Here is a 21918-nt window from a genome sequence, read left to right as displayed (position 1 = left end):
AATTTTCTCAAAGAGAAAATGGAGGCTGGGGTCGGAATCGAACCGGCGTCCACGGAGTTGCAGTCCGCTGCATGACCACTCTGCCACCCAGCCATCACTTGAGCGCTCCAAGGAAGATATCATAACCATTCCTCAGTGCTAAAAAAACCTCAAAGCAGATACTTTTATTTGAACTCAAGTAGCTTGCGATTGAGGTTTTAAAATTTGGAGCGGGAAACGAGATTCGAACTCGCGACCCCAACCTTGGCAAGGTTGTGCTCTACCAGCTGAGCTATTCCCGCCTCAAGTGGATGGGCATTTTACAGCAAGATTAGGTTCTGTCAAGCAAGAAAATAGGAAGATTTTAAACTTTTTTCTCGATTGACCTAATTTTGTTCAAGCTGCTGATTTAATAATCAATTTTCGTCGTTATCCGTTCGATCTTCGAGCCTTGCAGACATTAGCAGTGGCCAGGTCGCGCGTACGTATATGTACATCGACCATAAGGTCAATGCTACAGCAATATATAAAAAGATGTAGCCCCATATGTAAAGCCAGCTATGCTCCCACAAAGAAGCTACCTCTTCTTCTCTCCCCGCCAATAACAAGAAGAAAATCGCTGATAACTGCATCAATGTTTTAACTTTGGCAACAAAAACAACTTTAACCGCTGAGCGTTCACCGTATTCAGCCATCCATTCTCGCAGTGCAGAAACAGTAATTTCTCTACTAATAATCACAAGCGCAGGTGCTGCAATCCAAATCGTTGCGTGCTGCTCTACCAGCAATACCAAAGATGCAGCCACCATGAGTTTGTCAGCAACAGGATCAAGAAACTCGCCCAGTGGAGATTGCATATTAAAAGTTCTGGCAACCCAACCATCAAACCAGTCAGTCCAGCCGACAACGGCAAAGATCAATGCCGCAGTGGTTTGCCCCCAGCTCACCGGCAAATAGAAAAACAATACCAATAATGGGATACAAAGGATACGGAACGAAGTGAGGAGGTTTGCGATATTCATTGATTATTATTCGAATTGGTTTAACGGCTGTTTTAATGCAGGCCATTGTAACATCGGTAAAATAGATGTCATCCCAAATTTGTACAAGTGTCTAACATAGCACAGGAATTAGCTGAAATTTGTAACAATGGCAAATATATAGACCATTGGTCACTAACCTACAACAGAGGTCGTCAATGAAGATAGTCATAAATCGTTTGAGCGATCGCCTGACTAATACCTTCAACCTCCTTCAAGTCGTTCACTCCTGCCCTTTTGACCCCCTGAAGCCCTCCAAAATGCTGAATAATGGCCTTCCGTCGCTTAGCTCCAACACCGGGGATACCTTCAAGAACAGAAACCTTTCGCTGTTTATCCCTTTTTCCTCTGTGTCCAGTTATAGCAAACCGGTGAGCTTCATCCCGAATAGCTTGAATCAAATGTAGTCCCAGAGAATCTTCTTTGAGACGTGTAGCAATCGCTTCAGAAGGAAAGAAAATCTGCTCCATCCCCACCTTTCGATCACTTCCTTTAGCAACGCTAATCAGGGTAACGTCAGTTATATTGAGGTCTTCCAGCACCTTTTGTGCTTGATTCAACTGCCCTTTTCCACCGTCAATGATTAATAACTCTGGTAATCGGGCCTCTTCTTTAACCAGGCGATTAAAACGTCGTCTTACAGCCTGCTCAATCGCAGCATAGTCGTCGCCCGGTTCAACTCCCTCAATATTAAATCGACGATAGTCACTTTTCTTGGCTTGCCCCTTCTCGAAAACCACACACGAAGCCACAGTCTGCTCTCCTTGAAAATGGCTAATATCGAAGCACTCCATTCGATATGGCATTTTATCAAGATTCAATTCATCCATTAGAGCCTGCATTCTTTTGCGAGTATGTTGTTGCGTAGCCAGTTTTGCGCCGAGCATTTCACTGAGATTGCGCGTCGCCATTTCCAGCCAGGCAGCCCGATCAGTCTTTACCTTGTGTGCCAGTCGGACTTGACAGCCTCGAATTTGACCAACAATAGTCGCTAATTCGGATTCATTGGGCAGAGCCAGATTGGTTACAATTTCTTTTGGGACTTCATTATTACTCACCGAATAAAAGTGACCGATAAAAGACTCCAGCACCTCTTCTTCACTTGTATCCTGTGGAATTTTTGGATAAAAGTTTCGACTTCCCTGAACCAGACCGTTTCGAACATGCAAAACGAATATACCTGCAGTTTTTTCGACAACCCCTGCCGCGATAATATCGATATCAATACCGGTACCTTGAACTGTCTGCTTTTCCAACACGCGTCGAAGCTGAATAATTTGATCACGAATTTGTGCAGCCCTCTCAAATGCCAGATCTTCTGACGCTTTTTCCATTCGTTCAGTTAAAGCTTTTATTACCGATTCATTTTTGCCCTGATAAAAAAGTCTTACCAACTCAACGTCTTTCAAATAATCGCTCTGACTGATCTTACCAACACAAGAGCCGCTGCAACGATTGATCTGATATTGCAGGCATGGACGAGAGCGATACTTAAATACGCTATTTTCACATTGCCGAATTTGAAACAACTTTTGCATTAAAGCAATACTGTACCGTGCGGCAGTAGACCCGGTAAATGGTCCAAAATAGTTGCCTTTCCTGTTCTGGGCGCCGCGTTGAATACTGAGTCGTGGATAGTCTTCTTCGGAAAGATAAATATAGGGGTAACTCTTATCGTCGCGAAATATTACGTTATATCTGGGACGATGTTTTTTGATAAATTGATTTTCCAGAATTAGCGCTTCATTTTCACTATCAGTTACTACCACCTGAATTTCGTGAATCTGACTAACCATAACCTTGGTTTTAGGGGAGTGATCCTGCTTCTGAAAGTAACTTGATACTCGTTTTCTTAGATTTTTGGCTTTTCCAACATAAATGATATCCCCGTTATCATTAATCATTTGATAAATACCGGGTAAATGCGTCAGGTTCTTTAAGAAAGTCTGATGGTCAAACTGGTTTGGAGAGTCGGTCACAACTGAATCGCGAGAAATAATTGATAGCTTTAACTAATGAATGAGAAATATTATACGATATTCGTAATACGAAACAATGAGCGAAGTAGAATTCTGGAATATATCCAAACCAGGAACTTTAAACACTTTGTCGAAAAACTTTGGAAAAGCTGAAGCTAAGAGCTACAGCTTTTCCATTTCGATAATGCCGTGTTTAATTGCCAAGTGAGTCAGTTCGACATCATTTTCAATTTTGAGCTTTTCAAACAAGCGATAACGGTAACTATTAACCGTCTTAGGGCTTAAAAAAAGCTGTTCCGAGATATCCTGGACTTTTTGGCCTTTGGTTATCATTAACATAACCTGCATTTCACGGTCGGATAGTTCATCAAATGGACTTCCATCATCCGGATTTACAGCTCTTAACGCCATTGCTTGCGCAATTTCCGGAGCGAGATACCGTTTACCGCTTGCGACTTGCTTTATCGCAATTATCATTCATCCTGAATATCAGCATCTTTTGTGACATATCCAGCAGCTCCAGCCTGCATAAACCGAGTTGGATATGGTTCATCTCCATGAACGGTAACCGCAATCACTTTAATATCAGGATCGTAGCGGACCAGTCTGCGTGTAGCTTCCAATCCACCAATGCCAGGCATATTTGCATCCATCAATACCACGTCTGGCCTCAATTCTCTGGCTTTAGAAACGCCATCTTCTCCGCTAGACGCTTCACCAACCACTTCTATTTTATCGTCGTCAGCCAATAGTCGGCTAATTCCGGTTCTTATTAAATCATGGTCGTCAACAACGAGTACTTTAATCAAGTTATCCCTCCTTGAACTGGCCACCAATTCGCCAGCTATTAAGAAAGCTTACCACTTAATTCTAGATGTGAAAATATGATTACGCTATTTCTATTGATGGCTGTTAAAATTACAATATGCAACAAAAACAAACAGGATAATTCATGCACAACTACCAAGCCCCCGATGACCTATTAAAAGACCGCGTTATACTGGTTACAGGCGCAAGCGATGGCATTGGGAAAGCAGTGGCTAAAGAATACGCTCGAGTTGGAGCCACAGTAATACTTCATGGCCGTGATACCTCCAAACTGGAAGCCGTCTACGATGAGATTATCGCGTCAGGCTATCCTCAGCCAGCAATTTTACCTTTAAATCTGGTTAATGCATCGCCAGAGCAGTTTGCATCTCTCGCTAATACAATTCGCTCTGAGTTAGGGCGCCTCGATGGGATTTTGCATAATGCAGGGATGATCAGCGAACTCACACCAATTGAGTTCACGTCTTCAGAAACCTGGAACCAGCTAATTCAGGTTAATTTAAACTCGGTTTTTCTTCTTACTCAAGCTTGTCTTCCTCTCCTACGAGAGGCAGACAACGCATCAATTATTACCACCTCATCTGGTGTCGGAAGAAAAGGCAGAGCTTTCTGGGGAGCCTATGCAGTATCAAAATTTGGCATCGAAGGCTTTACCCAGGTATTAGCTGATGAACTAGAAGGCTCCAACATACGAGTCAATGCGATAAATCCCGGGGCTACCCGCACTAAAATGAGAGCAACAGCCTACCCGGCAGAAGATAAATACTCTCTTAAGACTCCGGAACAGATTGCTTCCTTATATTTATACTTAATGGGAAGTGACAGTAAAGATGTCCATGGTCAGTCAATTGACGCTCAAGTTTAAAGAGTCTTTCTGGACATTGTTTCCAACCCATACAGTTCTAAATTAGTTAAAAGCGGCAACTTTTTGCCGCTTTTTTGACACTTTTGTTTATTGGCCTCAGAGATTTCTTAGATTGAAAGAGTTACAAAGCCAAATTTCCGACAATTTTTTGCCGAAACAAGTCTCAAATTAAAATAAAGCCTCTATCTTTCTGATTTTAAAGAACATATTATTTATGGCACAGCTATTGCTGTGTTTGTTAGGAAATCACCAAAATCCAATATGGATTTTACAATGCCAGCAGATAGATAAAGTGCAGTAATTATATGAACACTCCGACACAATCAAAGATAATAGGGCTCGAACGCTATAGAGTTGCCGCAAATAGTGCAGGTAAAGAATTCGACATCACCCATCTGGCACTGCAGCTTCAGCAAACGCTTGAGCTCCCACCGTTACTGCAAACTTTTTGCGAACACACGGCCCAGATTGTTCCCTGTGATAGTGTCCAATATAAACACAAAGATAAAGAGCTGGAATACCAAACAGGCAGCGTTAAAAAACATACATGTCATTATCAACTGGAACTAGAAGACAGTCATTTAGGTGAGATCCAATGCACCAGAGAGACACCCTTTTCCATTAGAGAAACAGAGTTGATTGAAAAGCTTTTGAGCTTATTAATCTATCCTCTACGAAATGCATTACTATACCAACAGGCAGTAGCAGAAGCTCATAGAGACCCTCTCACAGGAATTAGCAACCGGGCAGCCTTTGAAGAAGCACTAAGCAGAGAAACCAGCTCTTTTAAGCGACACTTAACCGGTTTTTCATTGCTTTTAATTGATATCGACTTTTTTAAGCGAATCAATGACACATACGGCCACATTGTTGGAGACTCGGTACTCAGAAATGTTGCCCAATCAATACGTTGCACTATTCGCCGTTCAGATGAAGTATTCCGCTATGGAGGCGAAGAGTTTGTGGTGTTATTGGGGAATACTGATACCAAGGGCGCACAATTTATCGCCGAAAGAATTCGCAAACAAGTTAAGTCTCTTGAATTCAAAATTAATCAGGATATTCGAATTTCCGCTTCTATTGGTGTTGCTTCGACAAGGAGCCTTAGCGATGTACACAATACATTGGATAAAGCCGATAAAGCGCTATATCAAGCCAAGGAAAGCGGACGAGACAGAGTGATAGTTAGTAAATAGTGTGGCAACGCAAGAGAAACCAAATATTGCTATCGATATAGTCCTGTATTTTTAGGATATTACTGCCTATGTTTTAGGAGGCAGACTCTTCACAAAGCTTTCACAAATACTGACCCATTTATACAGCTCTGCATCACTTTCAATACCTTTGGCCGCAACGAATACCATTCCCTTCATAGCTTTTCCAGTAAAATCCATTTCTCGGACATGCTTCTGTTTGAGGCAGCTTTCATACGCTTTCGGCCCTACACGTGCCATCAAGGAATCACCGACGATACCGACACACATATGATGCCGAATCAAATAACAAAGTCCGCCAAACATTTTTTTTGACTCAGCGTCATTATTCTCTGCAAAATATTCATCAAGCCGTTGGGCCAATTCCTTGTCATATGCCATGGATTATTATCTCATTCAGTGTCATCAACTATTCAAGCATAAAACTCTAACTCACCTTATGCAAAAAAGTCAGCGACTTGCCAGCTAGTTCAATCAGTTAATACCGCTTAACTTGCCGAATCGTCAAATAATAAACTAATATGAGTTAAACAAAAATCATTGCCTGTGCAGTCTTTCTCTTTGTTCTTAAAAAAAAAGGAAAGATAAAAATCTTTCCTTTTAATGACAGGGAGAAAATCTAATTGAAAATCTAGTAAAAATTTTCTCCGGTATTCGCTTTGTCCACCAACATTTTAGCCGGCTTGAAGCGCTCTCCTTGCAGGTTAGCCAGAGACTCCATTTTGCGAACGATTTTATCCGCTCCAATTGCGTCAATATAGCGAAAAGGACCACCAAGAAATGGTGGAAAACCGATACCAAAAATCGAGCCGATATCACCATCTCGTGGGCTACGAATAATACCGTCCTCAAGACATTTAACTGCTTCATTCACCATCATTAATAAACATCTTTCGGTAATATCTTCAGCACTCATCATCTTGTTGGGCGTCACGCCAAGCACTCGATAAACGCTCTCATCCACCGGCTTTTTACCTTTACCTTTTCCACTATACAGGTAAAAACCTTTACCATTTTTACGACCTTTGCGATCATCTGCTTTGAGCTTATCGAACATTGCCGGAGGCGCCATGCGCTCGCCAAAAGCTTCTTCCAGAATTGGTGCTACTTTAGTAGCAACATCAATACCCACTTCGTCCAATAGAGTCATTGGACCAACCGGGAAGCCTGCATCAACCAGAGTCTTATCGATTAAATCAACGGCAACACCTTCAGCGACCAAGCGGCCAGCTTCGTTCATATAAGGGGCGAGGATTCGATTGACATAAAAGCCAGCACCATCCTCAACAACGATTACTGTTTTGCCTTGCTGCTTGCCAAACTCGACACTGGTGGCAATGACTTCATCGGATGTATGTTCGCTCCTGATAATTTCCAGAAGGGGCATTTTTTCAACTGGAGAAAAATAGTGCAGGCCAATTACTCGTTCAGGTCGGCTGCTAGCTTCAGCAATATCTTTGATCGGAATGGAGGAAGTATTGGTTGCAAAAATAACCTTCTCACCACAAACAGCTTCAACTTCCTTCACCATATTGCGTTTTAGTTCGAGATCCTCGAATACCGCTTCAATCACCAGATCGCTACGCTTAAATCCACGATAGTCCGTTGTACCGGAAATCGCGGCAAAACGTTTACTGGCTTCGTTAATTGAAAGCCTTCTGCGTTTGACCTGCTTGCGATAAATTTCCCAGCAATATTTGAGTGCGCTATTGATTCCCTGCTCGCTGATATCTTTGATACGAACCCGCTTACCCGCTTTATCAGCAGTCACATACGCAATACCGGCTCCCATTAATCCGCCGCCAAGTACACCAACCCGTTCAATCGATTGCGGCGTGATGTCAGAATCAACGCCGGTATCTTTTTTCATTTCAGTCGTTGCAAAGAAGATACCCATAAGTTGAGCCGACTCAGGAGAAACAACCAGTTCTCCAAAGTTTCTTGCTTCAACGTCAAGACCCTTTTCAAATCCTTCTTCCATACCCACGCGAACACATTCGATGATTTTTGGTGGTGAAGGATAGTTGCCTCGTGTTTTTTTCAATACAGCTTGCAAAGCCTTATCAAAAATCACTTTGCGACCATATGAACTTGTTTCCAGAACCAACTTTTGCAACTCTGGCATTTTCAACAGTGAAGAAGGCTTAAACTCGGTTTTCAGCTCGCGAACTTTACGCTTCTTTTTGCCTGCATTTTTAAGTGCCAGTTTTTCTGCTGCTTTTCTTAAGTTCGCGAGCGGGACAACTTCGTCGACCAGTCCGAGCTTTTTAGCCTGCTTGGCCACCAGTTGACGACCAGTGAGCATCATATCAAGCGCCGAAGCAATACCGATCAGTCGAGGCAAACGCTGGGTTCCACCTCCGCCAGGGAGCACACCTAACTGAACTTCAGGCAAACCAATTTTTGTCGCGCGCTCATCGGTACAAACGCGGTGACTACAGGCTAAAGCCAATTCCAGCCCCCCCCCCAGACAGGCACCATTAATAGCCGCGACTACCGGAACCTTCAGGTTTTCCATTCGAGCAAAAACCTGATGGCCCTGTTTGGCCAAAGCTGTTGCTTCTTCGGCTTTGGTGATTTTTTCCAGCATGGAAATATCCGCGCCGGCAACAAAGTTATTATCTTTCCCACTGATTAAAACCAGCGCTTTGATATTGCTGTTAGATTCAATCTCATCAAACAGTGCAGTGATATCGTCAACAAACTCACCACGGAGCGTATTTTGTGATTCACCGGGAACGTCCATGGTGATCCAGCCAACGCCATTGTCTGCGACTTCTAGTGAGAAAGCGGAAGCATTTTCAACAGGCTTGTTCATTATTCCACCTCCAGAATCATCGCCGCGCCCAGTCCACCGGCAGCACAAGCAGTAGTCAACGCCGTTCCGCCACCACGACGTTTTAGCTCGCGGAGCATCTGGGTAATCATTCTTGCGCCGGTTGCAGCAAACGGATGCCCGTAAGCCAGAGAGCCGCCGAGCACGTTGAACTTATCCCAGTCAATTTCGCCGATTGCGCTGGAACGGTTGAGTTTTTCTTCGGCAAATTTTTTGCTGCCGAATGCTTGAACATTACACAGAGTTTGTGCGGCAAAAGCTTCATGCATATCAACCAGAGTCAGGTCAGACAGCTGCATACCGGCTCTGTCCAACGCCATAGGTGTCGCGTAGGAAGGTCCCATCAGCATATCGCAAGTAGCGTCAATTGCGGCAAATGCGTAGCTTTTAATAAAGCCCATTGGCTCGTAGCCCAGTTCTTTTGCTCTGGACTCACTCATCAACAGCAAAGATGCCGCGCCGTCAGTCAGTCCTGTACTGTTCGCCGCGGTGAGAGTACCGTGTTGTCGGTCAAAAGCAGGACGAAGTTTGGCGTAGCTTTCCAGTTTGGAATCAAAGCGAACCGTGTTGTCGCGGCTTAAAGCCTCTTTATAAGGCTGCACATAAGCAGTCATAACCTCGTCATCGAGCAGACCCTCGTTCCAGGCTTTCGCTGCCAGAGTATGTGAGCGATGGGCCAGCTCATCCTGCGCTTCACGGCTGATACCATGGTCACGTGCCATCTGCTCGGCGTTTTGCCCCATAGTTAGACCGGTTGAATACTCTTTTACCGAAGGCGGTATTGGCGTTAGATCTTTTGGCCTGAGCTTGCTGAGAACCTTTAAACGCTGCCCCATGGTTTTCGCTTTTGACAAATCAAGCATCAAGGCCGCAAATTTCTTACTGAAGGTAATCGGTACAACCGAAGAAGTATCTGCCCCGCCGGCGACGCCGACGGAAATCGCGCCGGCCATAATGGATTCGGCAATGTTGACCGTCGACTGGAAACTGGTGGCACAGGCTCGTGAAACACTATAGGCGTCGGTATTCACATTCATGCCCGAGCCCAGCACAATTTCACGCGCGATATTGGGCGCTTCAGGGTGAACCAGTACCTGGCCAAATACCACTCGCTCAACCAGCGAAAGGTCAATTTCAGTTCTTTCCAGCATTTCAGAAACAACCATTTTGCCCATTTCGATGGCGTTGGCCGACTTAAAATGAGTCAATTGACGAGCAAATGGGGTTCTTAAACCGGCCACAACCGCCACTCTCTCTTGCTTGGAAGCTTTACTCACTTTCTTACGTGGACTCGACTTTTTCGGCTTTTGCGCCGCCTCTGCCTCTTCGACAGACGCCTTGGTTTCTGGCGTATCGCTCATAATTCACTCTCACTTAAGGTTAAAGTTTTCAAACACTTAGTTGTGTTTAAAACTTAGTACAAATTGACGGGAATGGTTTAATTTTCAAGTTATTGAGCAGAATTTAACTCATCCGACCAATTAATTCAAACGTTTGTTTGAATTAATGCTTATCAAAGTGTTAATGGGGGATCTTTAGATTAACCGCGAGTTTATGAGGCCAGACTGTTAACAATTCGACAGCTTATTATCTAAAGGGGACTTCCGCTTTTTTAAAAGCTTAGCAAAATTATTAGTTCAAGAGCATTTCGCAGCGCTGCGCTTTCCTGCGACAGTTTTTTGCTCCTGCAAAAACTGCATACAGTCCATCCATGGACATAAGTAACTTTTTTCAAGAGCGAAAAAAGTAACCAAAAACGCCCGACGCTCAGGCCGCTGGGCCAGCGCTGTTGACATCAGATAAGGTCTTGAAAGAGCCTGATCGCCCACCACCTATTTGTGTTCACGCCCCACCCTCTACTAGGACCTCTCTATGAACCATGAATAATACATTTTCAGTTGTGACTATAGTCGTTGGTAAAAAATCGGTTTGGCTTTATTTAGCTGTTTTAACGGCCTTGTGGAATGAATGATTCTTCAGATAAGCAGGGTGAATGTTTGAGCGTAGCGAGTTTTTGCCCTGCCTGAAGAATCGGCTTCAAGTTGGGAGCAGGCAAAGGCTTTGATTAAATTGAAAGTCAATAGGGACTAGTTAACTCAGCGTGATGACCTTTTGGTTTCTTTTGGGGCTTTGGCCAAAAGAAACTCGCAGGAAAGCGCAGCGCTGCGAAACGCTCTTAAATTAAGTTTTCCCTAGCTTTTATAAAAAAGCTAAAAGGTCCCCTTTAGTGAGAAGTCTGTCATCAACATCAAAAATCGAAATTAGATTCAAAACTATGTAAAGCTCAAGCCTCGACTTTATCAATCAAATACAGAACGAAATAATAGTAACAGCACCATATCTAAATATGGTGCTTATAACTCTAGCCCCTTACCTGCCCGTCCCCCACAACAACAAACTTCTCCGACGTCAAAGCGTCCAGTCCCATAGGTCCATAAGCATGAAGCTTGGAAGTCGAAATACCAATTTCGGCCCCCAACCCCAATTCTCCTCCATCAGAAAAGCGTGATGACGCATTCACCATAACCACAGAAGCATCCACTCGATTAATAAATCTTTCCGCGACATTTGAGTCTTCAGTAACAACCACTTCGGTATGCCCTGAGCCATATCGATCAATAACCTTTATCGCTTCTTCCAAGTCCGAAACTACCTTGCAGGAAATTATCAACGACAAAAACTCGGCGCCAAAATCATCGTCTTTTGCCAGCTCGATATAGCTATCGATTGCACATGATTCTTCACACCCTTTTATGACAACATTTTTCTCTCGCAGCGCTTTAACCGCTGCCGGTAAAAAGTCGGCCGCAATACTGCGGTCAACAAGCAGACCTTCCAGTGCATTACACACGCCAGGCCGTTGCGTTTTTCCATTAACCAGAATATTTAGTGCCTTTTCAAAATCAGCCGACTGATTGATATAAAGATGACAAACACCTTTGTAGTGTTTGATAACAGGAATGTAACTATTGGCAACCACATGACGAATGAGTCCCTCTCCTCCCCGAGGAATAACCACATCAATAAATTCATCCATTTTTAATAATTCATCCAGTATCTCTCGATCAGTAGTATCCAGCACAAATACATTGGTTTCATTCAAATCATTTTCCAATAGCGCCTGTTTCCATATAGTTCCCAGAAGCTGATTAGTTTCAAATGCCTCTTTCCCTCCTCTTAAAATTATGGCATTCCCACTTTTTAAAGCGAGCGCAGCAGCTTCTACAGTTACATTAGGTCTGGACTCATAAATCATCAAGATGACACCCAGTGGTATCGACTTCTTCTTTACCTCGATGCCAATAGGACGAACTATCGCGTTTCGTTCGACGGTCAAAGGATCGTCCAGAGATGCCACCTGCGTTAAAGACTCTATCATTTGGCAAATTCTTTCATCATTTAATCTCAGACGATCGACCATAGCATCAGATAAACCGCTCTTTATCGCAGATTCTAAATCCAGTTGGTTGGCTGCAAGAATCTCTTTCTGCTTTTCTTTAATCAACACCGCCATAGACAACAAAGTCTGATTTTTCTGTTCTGTCGATATACAACCAAACTCTTTCGACTGCTGTTTTACCTGCTTTATTTTTACCAAATAATTTTGAGCATTCATCATCAGACTTCCTCTACTTGAGCGTTTTTTTGCGAATCATTTTCACCGACAGAATTCAATTGTGCCCGTATCGATTTATTGGTGTTTGTCTGTGTTTTAAACCAGGTCCCCGGATTTGTACCACTCTTTAGCTTTTCGAAAGTATGAGCACTTTTACCGTTAACAATAAAGGTGTCTACATTATTTTGAGTAGCAAATTGAGCCGCCTGAAGTTTGGTTCGCATTCCACCTGTTGCAATCGGATTGTCTGTATCACTGGCAAACCCTAAAACGTTATTGCAAATAGTTTCGACTTCAGAAATCAATTCTGCGTCGGAAAATAGAGAAGGATTTTTGTCGTAAAGACCGTCAACATCGCTGCAGATAATCAGCGTATTCGCCTGACATAAAACCGCGACCTGTGCGGCCAGATTATCATTATCGCCAACCACCAGCTCGTCAATTACAACTGAATCATTTTCATTGATGATAGGGATAGCCCCCATTGCAAATAGTGCTTCCAGGGTATTCTTTGCATTGCTTCTTCGTCGTTCACTTTCAATGTCAGAACGGGTCAGCAGTATCTGCGCACAACTTTGATCAAACAGCTTTTGCCAATGTTGCATCACTTGTGACTGCCCCACAGCCGCAAGCGCCTGCTTTTTTTCAATACTTAGTTTGGCAGTCATTGATGTTCCGGTAACCCCGGCGCCAGCGGCCACACTACCGGAGCTGACAATCACTAGCTGAGAGCCCTGAGCAATTAATATATGAAGGTAGTCGGCCAATGCCAATAAATACTTTGTACTGCACCTTTCTCCACTTGGGGCAATTAAAGCACTTCCTACTTTGACGACCACCCTTTTCCATTGTTTGGTTTGCATAACCATAAAATTTTCACCTGATTGTTCGTTCACAAAGTCTGACCGTTATGCTTTGCGGTTGAAACGAAAATAAATTCATCCCGAGAAATTAAAATACGCCAGATAAAGCACCATGATGAAATGGTTTTGAATATCGATTGCGTATATTGAAGTAGCTTTTTCAGGGCTGCTACCGAGCCGGCCTGGATCGATTAGTTACCCACAAGGGGACGAGGAGATACGGGTAATACGGGAAGAGAGTTTGAGGAGATATGAGCGAGTAGATTGTCAGATTCGGTATAAACTTGAGAATCGGTATAAATTTGAGAATAAGAATCCCCCTGAGCTAACAGAGAGTCAGTCAATAAAATTCCAGTCTGTAATAATTTGAAGTGAAATTTCATTTTGCTTAAGGTTCGGTTTGCTATTTTACGGTTTTTCGCTTTGCTGATTTTCGGTTAAGTATTTTTAAATTGAGTATTTTCAAATTCAGTATTTTTAATTTCAGTATTTTTAATTTCAGTACCATCAGTATTAATGTTAATAATACAATCGCTCCGACAATTCGACTATATTGCCCGAGTAGAATCCAGATAACAAGCAACCCTAATGCTTAAAAACATAATTAAAAGTAATAAAATTTTGTACACAGAAAATTTTTTTGAGTAGATTGATAAGAAGTTAACTAAGAAATGTGCAAGAAAATCAGGCAATTCTAACGGGCAACCGTCTTGCTCCCCAGGTACCGGGTTTTGCCTCGAAAACACCATGAACAGCCTCTCCACAGGCAGTACATTTACCGCCAGCATCCAGATTCCAGTCACTAAGCGTATACCAGTCGCGGCCAATAACTAACTCCCCACAGTGATGACAATAGGTACTCTGCCCAGCTTTGTCATGAGTATTACCGGTATAGGCGTAGAAGATGCCGTTTTTCATTGCAATTTCTCTGGCTCGGGAAAGTGTTAAGTCGGGTGTGTGAGGGATATCCTGCATTTTCCAGTCAGGGTGAAATGCAGTAAAATGCATGGGAACTTCAGGGCCCAGATTTTCGACAACCCACTGGGTCATAGCTTCCAGCTCTTCGCTGGAATCGTTCTTTCCCGGAATGAGCAAGGTTGTCAGCTCCAACCAGACATCTGTTTCCTTCTTCAAATAAAGCAAAGTATCTAACACAGGTTGCAGGTGAGCGCCGGTCAATTTGTAATAAAAGCTCTCGGTAAACGCTTTTAGATCGACATTGGCAGCGTCCATATATTTAAAAAATTCCCTTCGAGGCTCCTCACATATGTAGCCGGCAGTTACTGCAACGCTTGAAATATCGGAATCATGACAAGCCTGGGCAACATCGATTGCGTATTCATGAAAGATAACCGGGTCATTGTAGGTAAACGCGATGCTTTTACATCCATATTCACGCGCAGTATCAGCCAGCTGTTGTGGTGTTGCCTTTGAGCCCAGCTTGTCAATTTCTCGAGACTTGCTGATATCCCAGTTTTGACAAAACTTACAGGCTAAATTACAACCAGCAGTGCCAAATGAAAGAACAGAACTTCCCGGATAGAAATGATTAAGTGGCTTTTTTTCAATAGGATCAATGCAGAACCCACTGGAGCGCCCATAGGAAGTTAACACTAGCCTATCTTCCTCGTTTTGGCGAATAAAACAAAGTCCTCTCTGTCCTTTTTTTAACTTGCAATAACGCGGACATAGATCACACTGCACTCGACCATCTTCCAGCCGATGCCAATACTGCGTTTTGTGAATTGAAGTATTCATAATTCAATCATGGTGGTATTTTCCTAAAAAGCAAGCTCATCAATTAAGGCTTATGAAAAATAGTCTTTAACCTGCTTTTCATTATTTCATTGAGCAATATATTTGTTTGCAGCACTTTAATGTGTAATCGCTAATATTGAATAGATTTTTCATTTGCTAACGCAGCGCATAATACGTGCCAGCAATTTAAAAGCAAGCAACCACCAGCATGACCTGGGTCAAAATTCGGATTAGATTTTCGTCTTAAAATAGCCAGAGTAAAAGTTGTGTTTTCTTTACTTATTTTTGGCAGTTAATTTTTAACATCATAAACAAGAGGAGATTGATTATGAGCCTGGTAAGATGGAATCCCTTCAGAGAATTTGACGACTTTTTCACACCAAAATCTCGAATGTTAAATTTTTCGCATGATAATGGCTTTGAGACAAACTGGAAGCCACTAGTTGATGTCACCGAAGATGCCAATGAATATCTCATTAAAGCCGAACTTCCAGAAGTCAAGAAAGAAAATATCAAGGTAGCTACTGCTAATGGATATCTGACAATTAGCGGTGATAGAAAATTTGAAAAGGAAGATAAAAAGCTGCATACAATGGAACGCTTTTATGGCTCTTTTGAACGAAGTTTTAATCTACCAGATGACGTTCGGGAAGATGATATTAAAGCCGAGTTTAAGGATGGTTTGTTGATACTCCATTTGAGAAAGACGGAAACACCAACCAGCCAGCAACGCCATATTGCGATAGACTGATTTTCGATTATTTGGAGATTGAGTCTTAATCCGAGACAATATTCCAGGGCGCAGTTGAACGGCGCCCTTTGTCGCGCTATGCTTATTATCGAAGCAATTTTATCATTTCTGACACTAACATTGAGGTTGCAGGATGATTAGCGTAAGACCTCCGGCAGTTGCGGGCTCTTTCTATTCAGCAGATTCCAAGCGGTTAACCAACCAGCTGGCTCTATTATTTGAGTCGGTGACGCCGATCGCAGGTTCCATTCAACATCCAGTAAAAGCATTAATTGTTCCACATGCCGGTTACCAATATTCAGGCACTACCGCAGCTCAGGCCTATCAACTACTAAAACCCGATCTCAATATTGAGCGCATTGTTATTATCGGCCCTTGTCATCGAGTGTTCATTCACGGACTGGCAGTCCCCTCTTGCGACTATTTCTCGACACCATTGGGCGAGCTTCCCATCGATAAAGAGGCCTTGTCAATAGCATTACGCTTTGCCCAGGTACAAGTTAATGACCCGGCACATCAGCAGGAACATTCCATTGAAGTTCAACTGCCCTTTGTTCAACGCATCTATGGTGAAATGCCTATTTTGCCGATAGTATTTGGCGACGTATCTTCAGAGAAAGTCGCAGAAGTGCTTTCTCCTTTACTTGATCTACCAGGAACGCTATTACTGGTAAGCTCAGATTTAAGTCATTTTCACGATTACAATACGGCGCGACGTATCGATCTGCAGACTACGCAACTTATTGAGGACGGTCAGTATCAACTCATTGACCATAACCGCGCTTGCGGCAGTACAGGAATTAACGCTCTACTCAAAATAGCCAAAGAAAAAAACTGGAAAGTCTCAACACTCAGTCAATGTAACTCCGGCGATACTGCCGGCGATCACTCTCGCGTTGTAGGATACGGGGCCTATGCCATCTACTAAACTGACACTAAAAGACAAGCAAAATATTTTACAGGTTGCCCATCATGCAATTCAGTACGGCTTGACCTATAAAGAGCCTCCGGTTTTAGAGCTAGAAAAATATTCAGATAATTTAAAAGCGCAAGGCGCCAGCTTTGTAACCCTTAAAGAAGGGAATCAACTTCGCGGTTGTATTGGTACTCTGGAGCCATACCAGCCGTTAATCCAGGATGTTGCCGAACATGCTTATGCCGCGGCATTTAACGATCCTCGTTTTCCGCCGGTTAATTCGATCGAGGAGCCTCTACTGCATATTTCAGTTTCAATTTTATCTCCACCGAGCGAAATTGAGTTCGCCAGCGAAGCGGATCTGCTTTCTCAAATTAACCCGAATGTCGATGGCTTAATCTTAAAGTTTAATGGTCATAAAGGAACCTTTCTTCCAAGCGTCTGGAAAGATTTACCAGAAAAAGAAATCTTTTTAGCCCATTTAAAACAAAAAGCAGGATTAGACCAAGGCTTCTGGCATGAAAATATTCGTGTATTTCGATATACAACAGATGTGATTGACTAAGGCTGCTCATTGACTTCCCTACTAGAGTTTATTACAGGGATTGGACTGTTTCTATTTGCAATGAAACAGCTTGAACAGGCGTTCAAACAATCCGCCAGCGGTCGTCTTCAAAAAACGATTATCCAGCATACCGATAACCGCATGGGTGCGATAGGTACCGGAATTGTATCTACCGCACTGGTACAAAGCAGCTCACTCGTAGGTTTAATTGTTTTGGCACTATGTGGTGCAGGAATATTACCTTTATTTAACGCCATAGGAGTCATGATAGGCGCAAACCTGGGAACCACTTTTACCGGCTGGCTGGCGACTTTTATTGGTTTTAAACTCAATTTTACCGCATTCGCTATCTACCTGGTTGGTCTGGGTGGACTGATATATGTGTTTTCATCCTATGAAAAATTGAAAAACTGGAGCTGGGCTTTTATCGCTATAGGATTAATATTGATGGGGCTCGACCTGATGAAAGGTTCAGCGCAAGGTCTGGCACAGCATTTTGAGATTAAATCTCTGCAAAATCAATCCAGTTTCTATTTTCTATTCTTTGGAATCCTGCTTAGTGGAATAATTCAATCCAGTTCAGCAGCAATGATGATCACTTTGAGCGCGTTGAATATTGAAGCGATTTCATTACAACAGGCAGGGGCAATTGTTATCGGTGCCGATTTAGGAACGACATCCACAGTGTTGTTGGCCAGTATCAGGGGAGCAGGAATTAAAAGACAACTGGCGATGGCGCACCTGTTATTTAATGTCATCACTGACATTATTGCTTTTTTACTTCTATTGCCATTTATTGTCACTATCACCCATTGGCTGAAGATAAATGATCCTTTGTACCAGCTGGTAGCATTTCATTCCTTGTTTAATTTTACAGGGATACTCATTTTTTTACCGGCACTTTCCAAATTCAGTCATTTTCTCGAACAAAAATTTAAAGACAAAACTGTCTCACACGCCCACTACATCAATAAAGTTCCACTCGATATTCCGGCAATTGCAATTCAGGCACTCCAGAACGAGTCGCGAGAACTGTTATCGAGAGCTTTGCGAGCTAATCAAAAGCTTCTGGAGATTCCTTACTCGCAAAGAAAGGAGACCTACTATCATTTAAAAGCAATCGAGGGAGAAATTCTGCGTTTCTGTCAACGCCTACAAAAACACGCTTTAAAAGAGAATGAGGTCAAAGAGGTTGAACAACTCAGGCAAGTAGTCAGATACGCGATTTTTTCCTATAAGTCACTCAATGATGTAATCCATGACGTTTCAAAACTGCAATCAGAACAAGGGGCGGTCCAATCAGAAAGCGTTATTTTTCAGCCCTCTCGAAATCTTTTTGAAGATCTAAAACAAATGTTCGGCGCATTACTTGAGTCACTCACTTCCAAAGGCATTCTTTTGTCACAACAAGATTTGGAAGATTATCGAGTCAATTTGAAGCTTTGTCTGGAACAGGGCCAGCAAGCCTTGTTAGAAGTTGATTCAGAACCGGAACTTACCAATATAGAAGTTAGTAGCTTGCTTAATTTAAATCGCGAACTATATAACGCCGGAGAGTACGCAACTTATAGTTATGAGCATTTAAATCAGGTATCTAAAGTCTAACAAATAGATCAATTAATGAGTTCCGACAATCTCATACTTTAAGACTCTGGGCTATACTAGAAAAAGGCTATTAATTTTTATTAGCCAAATTATCAGCATTAGTTAACCAGGTTATAAAAGTGTCTCTATTTAAAATCAGTTGCTTGATCTGCCTTGTCGGTACAGCCATCATTTTAGGCCTCCTTGGTTGTGGCGGTGGCAGCGAAAGCGAGGAGCCAAAAATCTGCTTTAGAAGCAGCATTTACCTGTGCCCTTCCAACTCATTCAATGATCCCTTTGGTATTTCTTTAGCGTTTGCCTGGTACAGTGGCCAGTGTACAGAGCAGGTCGACTGTATTGACGATTTACCCGAGCAGGATTTTGCTGCCGGAATTATTAGCGGAGACTATCTCGATGCGTTAGCTGGCATTTCTCAGACTAACGAACAAGAGCCAAACGACAATTTTGAGCAGGCACTGGCATTTATTATGCAGCAAGGGGCAACGGTTTCCATTAGTGGTACGATTAACTCTATTAACGATGTTACCGATATGGTTGTTTTTGCTTCTCGCTCGGGAAATCTGCACGTTGCCTATGTGTGTCGAGAGCCAGGCAACTGTACAACGCCTTTCTATCAAGATACCAATATTTATATCGAACTGTACGATTCAGAGGGAAATGTTATAGCGTCTACACTGAACGGTTTATCCAGTAACGGTCAGTCTTTTACTTTTACACCAGTTGTTGGTGATATTTACTACCTGTCTATCAATGCTATTGACACCGCAGGCTTGGATCTTAGCTATGAACTGGTGGTTTCTGACTAAATACGAAACCATGGAATTGGATTAGATAACCAGACGAGTTCGTGAAAACATTTCACAAATCACTAACCTCATCACTGGAAGCAAGTGTTTCGCACCTTCTATATTGTGTTTTAGCTAGTCCGGACTAGATTATCAACACATCGAATCCAGCACATCAAATCCAACATATCAACTAAAGGAGTGGCTATGTCTCTCAAATCTATCCCTTGCATCATTTTATCACTCACATTGTCTCTGGTGAGCAATGCTTCCATAGCGGAATCCAACAAAGAGAAGGATTTTATTGCAAAGAAAAAAGACTATGAATTCTTGATCGGAAATTGGAGCTGCGAGTGGCAAAAGCTCGATGCCAATGGCGATGTAAAAAACAGGGCGAACTGCCAATGGGATGGAAGATATACTTTTAACGGCAATATGGTTCAAGACGATTTTAGGATGTTTAATCCACAGGGTGATTTAGTCTATGCAGGAACTACGTTGCGTAGCTTTTCTCCGCAGATAGAACAATGGAAACATACCTATTTAGCCGTAATGGGCGGGCCTTCATTCGAGGATTTCATTGGCGATAAAATAGACGACGAAATTCATTTAAGTGCGACCAGAAAATCAATAGATGGACAGGAGACTTTTATGAAAATTCGATTTCATAGTATAAATAAGAATAGCTTTCGCTGGGAAAGCCATACAAGTACAGATAAGAAAGTATGGACGCTAGACTCGAGAATCATTTCCAATAGAAGATAATGAGCAAGTGGCAACCTGAGTAAATTTCAGGATGCCACACTAATCACCACTAACAGTGGTTTCACATCAGTTCTGCCTATTTATTTTCATCTCCTGCTGTAATGTAGGAACTATCAATCTCCAGCGAAAATAGTTCACTAGCCAGCTGAATGTTAAATTCGACATTGGCAGTCATAGAAAAGGACTCTTGCCCACTATAATCCTTTTGACTAACTATCACCTGAACCGGAAGATGTGACTTTTTATCCGCCCAAAGGATGATTTCCACTCCAGACTCAATAAATGACAATCCATAAACGTCAACACCATTGACAGTATTCCAACCTAACTCTGTTACCGGCCCGTCATAGTCATGAATTGCATCGAACCAGAATAACGGATTCTCCCGCGGCGAAGACTTTTGATCGTTGGCTTCAAAGTTAAAAGGCATAGCCATCTTTGGTCCTTCAAGAAAAATCACTCCTTTTCCCAACGAAGTATCCAGTACATTTATACTCGTTGCATTTTCGCCATTTTCAACCAAAGGCGTCGTCTCGATACGCACTTGTCCGGGTTGTCGATAAAACACTTTGAGCTGCATCATTGTGTTTCCCTGATTTTTCATCTCACTGACAAAGCGCATGCTGGTGATTTTTTGTAGCTCAGCCACGACTTCAGCAAAAGCGACACTAGAATTACCACCCCAAAAAACAATACTAATCATGAAAGCAGTTAAGGAAGCGGCCGCTCCTCCCCATTTCAGCGAGGGTAGTTGCACTATTGCTTTAAAAGACTCAGCTAACTTTTGCCAGAGCGATTGATTAGCAGACGGAATCTCTTCATTCGCCGACTCAAGTTGTCCCTGTTTGGCAATAGCAGCCTGTAAGTTAAATTCCATCCTTTGCATATCTTTTTCAGATGGCTCATTACTCTTTAAAACTTCGACATAATGGTTTAATTCAGAACTCAAATTATCCTGTGATTTCATAACCTGCTCCTAAAAATTGTGACTCTCCCAACAATTGAGAAAGCTTCTGTTGAGCGCGGTGCAGAGTAACACCAACCAGACTCGTTGAAATATCCAGCAAATCAGCTATCTCTCGATAAGACATTTCTTCGACGTGTCGCAAGCAAAAAACTTGAGCGTCTTGAGCCGTGAGAGCAGTCAGAGCTTTACGAAAGCTCGCCAAATCTCGTTGAGTCGCCAAGTGTCCGAAAGGATCTTTGGCCTCCTGATTACCCAAAGAACTCGTCTGATTTTCTCCGGGCTCCAGTGGTTGCTCTGATAACCGCTTGTGACGTCTTAGTTGGTCGATGGCACTCGATGATGCCATGGATTTTAGGTAAGCAGGCCAGTTTAGTATTTTGTCGAATGCTTCAGGCGTTTTCTTAAACAGCTTTAAAAAGACTTCCTGGGTAATATCTTCAGCCAGATGGCTATCTCCCAGTAAGCGAAAAGCAGTTTGAAACACCTGGCGTCCATATTGGTTTGCCAAATCGGCAATTTTGGCCGTGTGTTGTTGTTTATTCAATGACTTTCTCCTTATCGCGCTTCTATCCTATAGGACGAAGGA

At 42.7% G+C, this 21918-nt stretch carries 18 protein-coding genes, 2 tRNA genes and 1 pseudogene; 8 read left to right on the top strand and 13 right to left on the bottom strand.

Translation table 11 applies throughout. The annotated features are described in order from the left end of the window. Positions 1-19: 19 nt before the first annotated feature. The 5 genes and pseudogenes from IYN84_RS02405 to uvrY form a co-directional block, all read right to left on the bottom strand. Positions 20-93 (bottom strand) — tRNA-Cys (locus IYN84_RS02405). Positions 94-205: 112 nt separating this feature from the next. Further along, positions 206-281, bottom strand: a tRNA-Gly gene (locus IYN84_RS02400). A 114-nt stretch (positions 282-395) separates the two neighbouring features. Then, the gene (gene pgsA, locus IYN84_RS02395) at positions 396-1001 is read right to left on the bottom strand and encodes a CDP-diacylglycerol--glycerol-3-phosphate 3-phosphatidyltransferase (protein WP_196137566.1); all 606 of its coding nucleotides are present in this window, start codon (positions 999-1001) and stop codon (positions 396-398) included. Between the two features lie 173 nt (positions 1002-1174). Then, on the bottom strand, positions 1175-2998 hold the full coding sequence (gene uvrC, locus IYN84_RS02390; RefSeq protein WP_196137565.1) for an excinuclease ABC subunit UvrC: 1824 nt from the start codon (positions 2996-2998) through the stop codon (positions 1175-1177). A gap of 162 nt (positions 2999-3160) precedes the next feature. Continuing rightward, positions 3161-3807, bottom strand: a pseudogene (gene uvrY / locus IYN84_RS02385) (UvrY/SirA/GacA family response regulator transcription factor). Between the two features lie 143 nt (positions 3808-3950). Between uvrY and IYN84_RS02380 the strand changes: the two are divergent. Beyond that, positions 3951-4691, top strand: a complete 741-nt coding sequence (locus IYN84_RS02380; RefSeq protein WP_196137564.1) for a YciK family oxidoreductase — start codon at positions 3951-3953, stop codon at positions 4689-4691. 305 nt (positions 4692-4996) lie between these two features. After that, a complete protein-coding gene (locus IYN84_RS02375; RefSeq protein ID WP_196137563.1) occupies positions 4997-5887 on the top strand; it encodes a GGDEF domain-containing protein in 891 nt (296 codons plus the stop codon). A 66-nt stretch (positions 5888-5953) separates the two neighbouring features. Here the strand turns inward: IYN84_RS02375 and IYN84_RS02370 are convergent, their stop codons facing one another. From IYN84_RS02370 to amrS, 6 genes are all read right to left on the bottom strand, one after another. Beyond that, positions 5954-6286: a TfoX/Sxy family protein gene (locus IYN84_RS02370; RefSeq protein ID WP_196137562.1), complete on the bottom strand. Its 333-nt coding sequence runs from the start codon at positions 6284-6286 to the stop codon at positions 5954-5956. A gap of 250 nt (positions 6287-6536) precedes the next feature. Further along, entirely contained in the window at positions 6537-8723 is a 2187-nt protein-coding gene (fadJ, locus tag IYN84_RS02365; protein WP_196137561.1) for a fatty acid oxidation complex subunit alpha FadJ, read from the bottom strand. Next, a complete protein-coding gene (gene fadI / locus IYN84_RS02360; protein ID WP_196137560.1) occupies positions 8723-10102 on the bottom strand; it encodes an acetyl-CoA C-acyltransferase FadI in 1380 nt (459 codons plus the stop codon). The genes fadJ and fadI overlap by 1 nt, the downstream gene beginning before the upstream one ends. A gap of 1001 nt (positions 10103-11103) precedes the next feature. Beyond that, complete coding sequence (locus tag IYN84_RS02355; protein ID WP_210330271.1) at positions 11104-12360, bottom strand: glutamate-5-semialdehyde dehydrogenase; 1257 nt, start codon at positions 12358-12360, stop codon at positions 11104-11106. Then, the gene (gene proB, locus IYN84_RS02350) at positions 12360-13253 is read right to left on the bottom strand and encodes a glutamate 5-kinase (RefSeq protein ID WP_196137559.1); all 894 of its coding nucleotides are present in this window, start codon (positions 13251-13253) and stop codon (positions 12360-12362) included. The genes IYN84_RS02355 and proB overlap by 1 nt, the downstream gene beginning before the upstream one ends. Before the next feature lie 651 nt (positions 13254-13904). Next, entirely contained in the window at positions 13905-14978 is a 1074-nt protein-coding gene (gene amrS, locus IYN84_RS02345) for an AmmeMemoRadiSam system radical SAM enzyme (protein WP_196137558.1), read from the bottom strand. A gap of 328 nt (positions 14979-15306) precedes the next feature. On the opposite strand from amrS, the gene IYN84_RS02340 reads away from it, so the two are divergent. The 6 genes from IYN84_RS02340 to IYN84_RS02315 all read left to right on the top strand — a co-directional run bounded on the left by IYN84_RS02340 (position 15307) and on the right by IYN84_RS02315 (position 20365). Further along, a complete protein-coding gene (locus tag IYN84_RS02340) occupies positions 15307-15729 on the top strand; it encodes an Hsp20/alpha crystallin family protein (protein WP_196137557.1) in 423 nt (140 codons plus the stop codon). A 133-nt stretch (positions 15730-15862) separates the two neighbouring features. Further along, a complete protein-coding gene (amrB, locus tag IYN84_RS02335; protein ID WP_196137556.1) occupies positions 15863-16657 on the top strand; it encodes an AmmeMemoRadiSam system protein B in 795 nt (264 codons plus the stop codon). Continuing rightward, entirely contained in the window at positions 16644-17210 is a 567-nt protein-coding gene (gene amrA / locus IYN84_RS02330) for an AmmeMemoRadiSam system protein A (protein ID WP_196137555.1), read from the top strand. Before amrB ends, amrA begins: the two co-directional genes overlap by 14 nt. Before the next feature lie 9 nt (positions 17211-17219). Beyond that, a complete protein-coding gene (locus IYN84_RS02325) occupies positions 17220-18815 on the top strand; it encodes a Na/Pi cotransporter family protein (RefSeq protein WP_196137554.1) in 1596 nt (531 codons plus the stop codon). Positions 18816-18934: 119 nt separating this feature from the next. Beyond that, complete coding sequence (locus IYN84_RS02320) at positions 18935-19621, top strand: hypothetical protein (protein ID WP_196137553.1); 687 nt, start codon at positions 18935-18937, stop codon at positions 19619-19621. A 186-nt stretch (positions 19622-19807) separates the two neighbouring features. Then, positions 19808-20365 carry a hypothetical protein gene (locus IYN84_RS02315; RefSeq protein WP_196137552.1) on the top strand — a complete coding sequence of 186 codons (558 nt, stop codon included), beginning with the start codon at positions 19808-19810 and terminating at the stop codon, positions 20363-20365. 76 nt (positions 20366-20441) lie between these two features. Here IYN84_RS02315 and IYN84_RS02310 read toward each other — a convergent pair whose 3' ends face one another. Together IYN84_RS02310 and IYN84_RS02305 are read right to left on the bottom strand one after the other, a co-directional pair. Next, on the bottom strand, positions 20442-21332 hold the full coding sequence (locus tag IYN84_RS02310; protein WP_196137551.1) for a hypothetical protein: 891 nt from the start codon (positions 21330-21332) through the stop codon (positions 20442-20444). Beyond that, positions 21316-21876 carry an RNA polymerase sigma factor gene (locus IYN84_RS02305; RefSeq protein ID WP_196137550.1) on the bottom strand — a complete coding sequence of 187 codons (561 nt, stop codon included), beginning with the start codon at positions 21874-21876 and terminating at the stop codon, positions 21316-21318. The genes IYN84_RS02310 and IYN84_RS02305 overlap by 17 nt, the downstream gene beginning before the upstream one ends. Positions 21877-21918: the final 42 nt, after the last annotated feature.

Source organism: Aliikangiella sp. G2MR2-5 (genome assembly GCF_015687155.1).
Classification (GTDB): Bacteria; Pseudomonadota; Gammaproteobacteria; order Enterobacterales; family Kangiellaceae; genus Aliikangiella.
The sequence above is the reverse complement of the archived record's forward strand: the minus strand, read 5'-3'. Positions and strand labels throughout refer to the sequence as shown.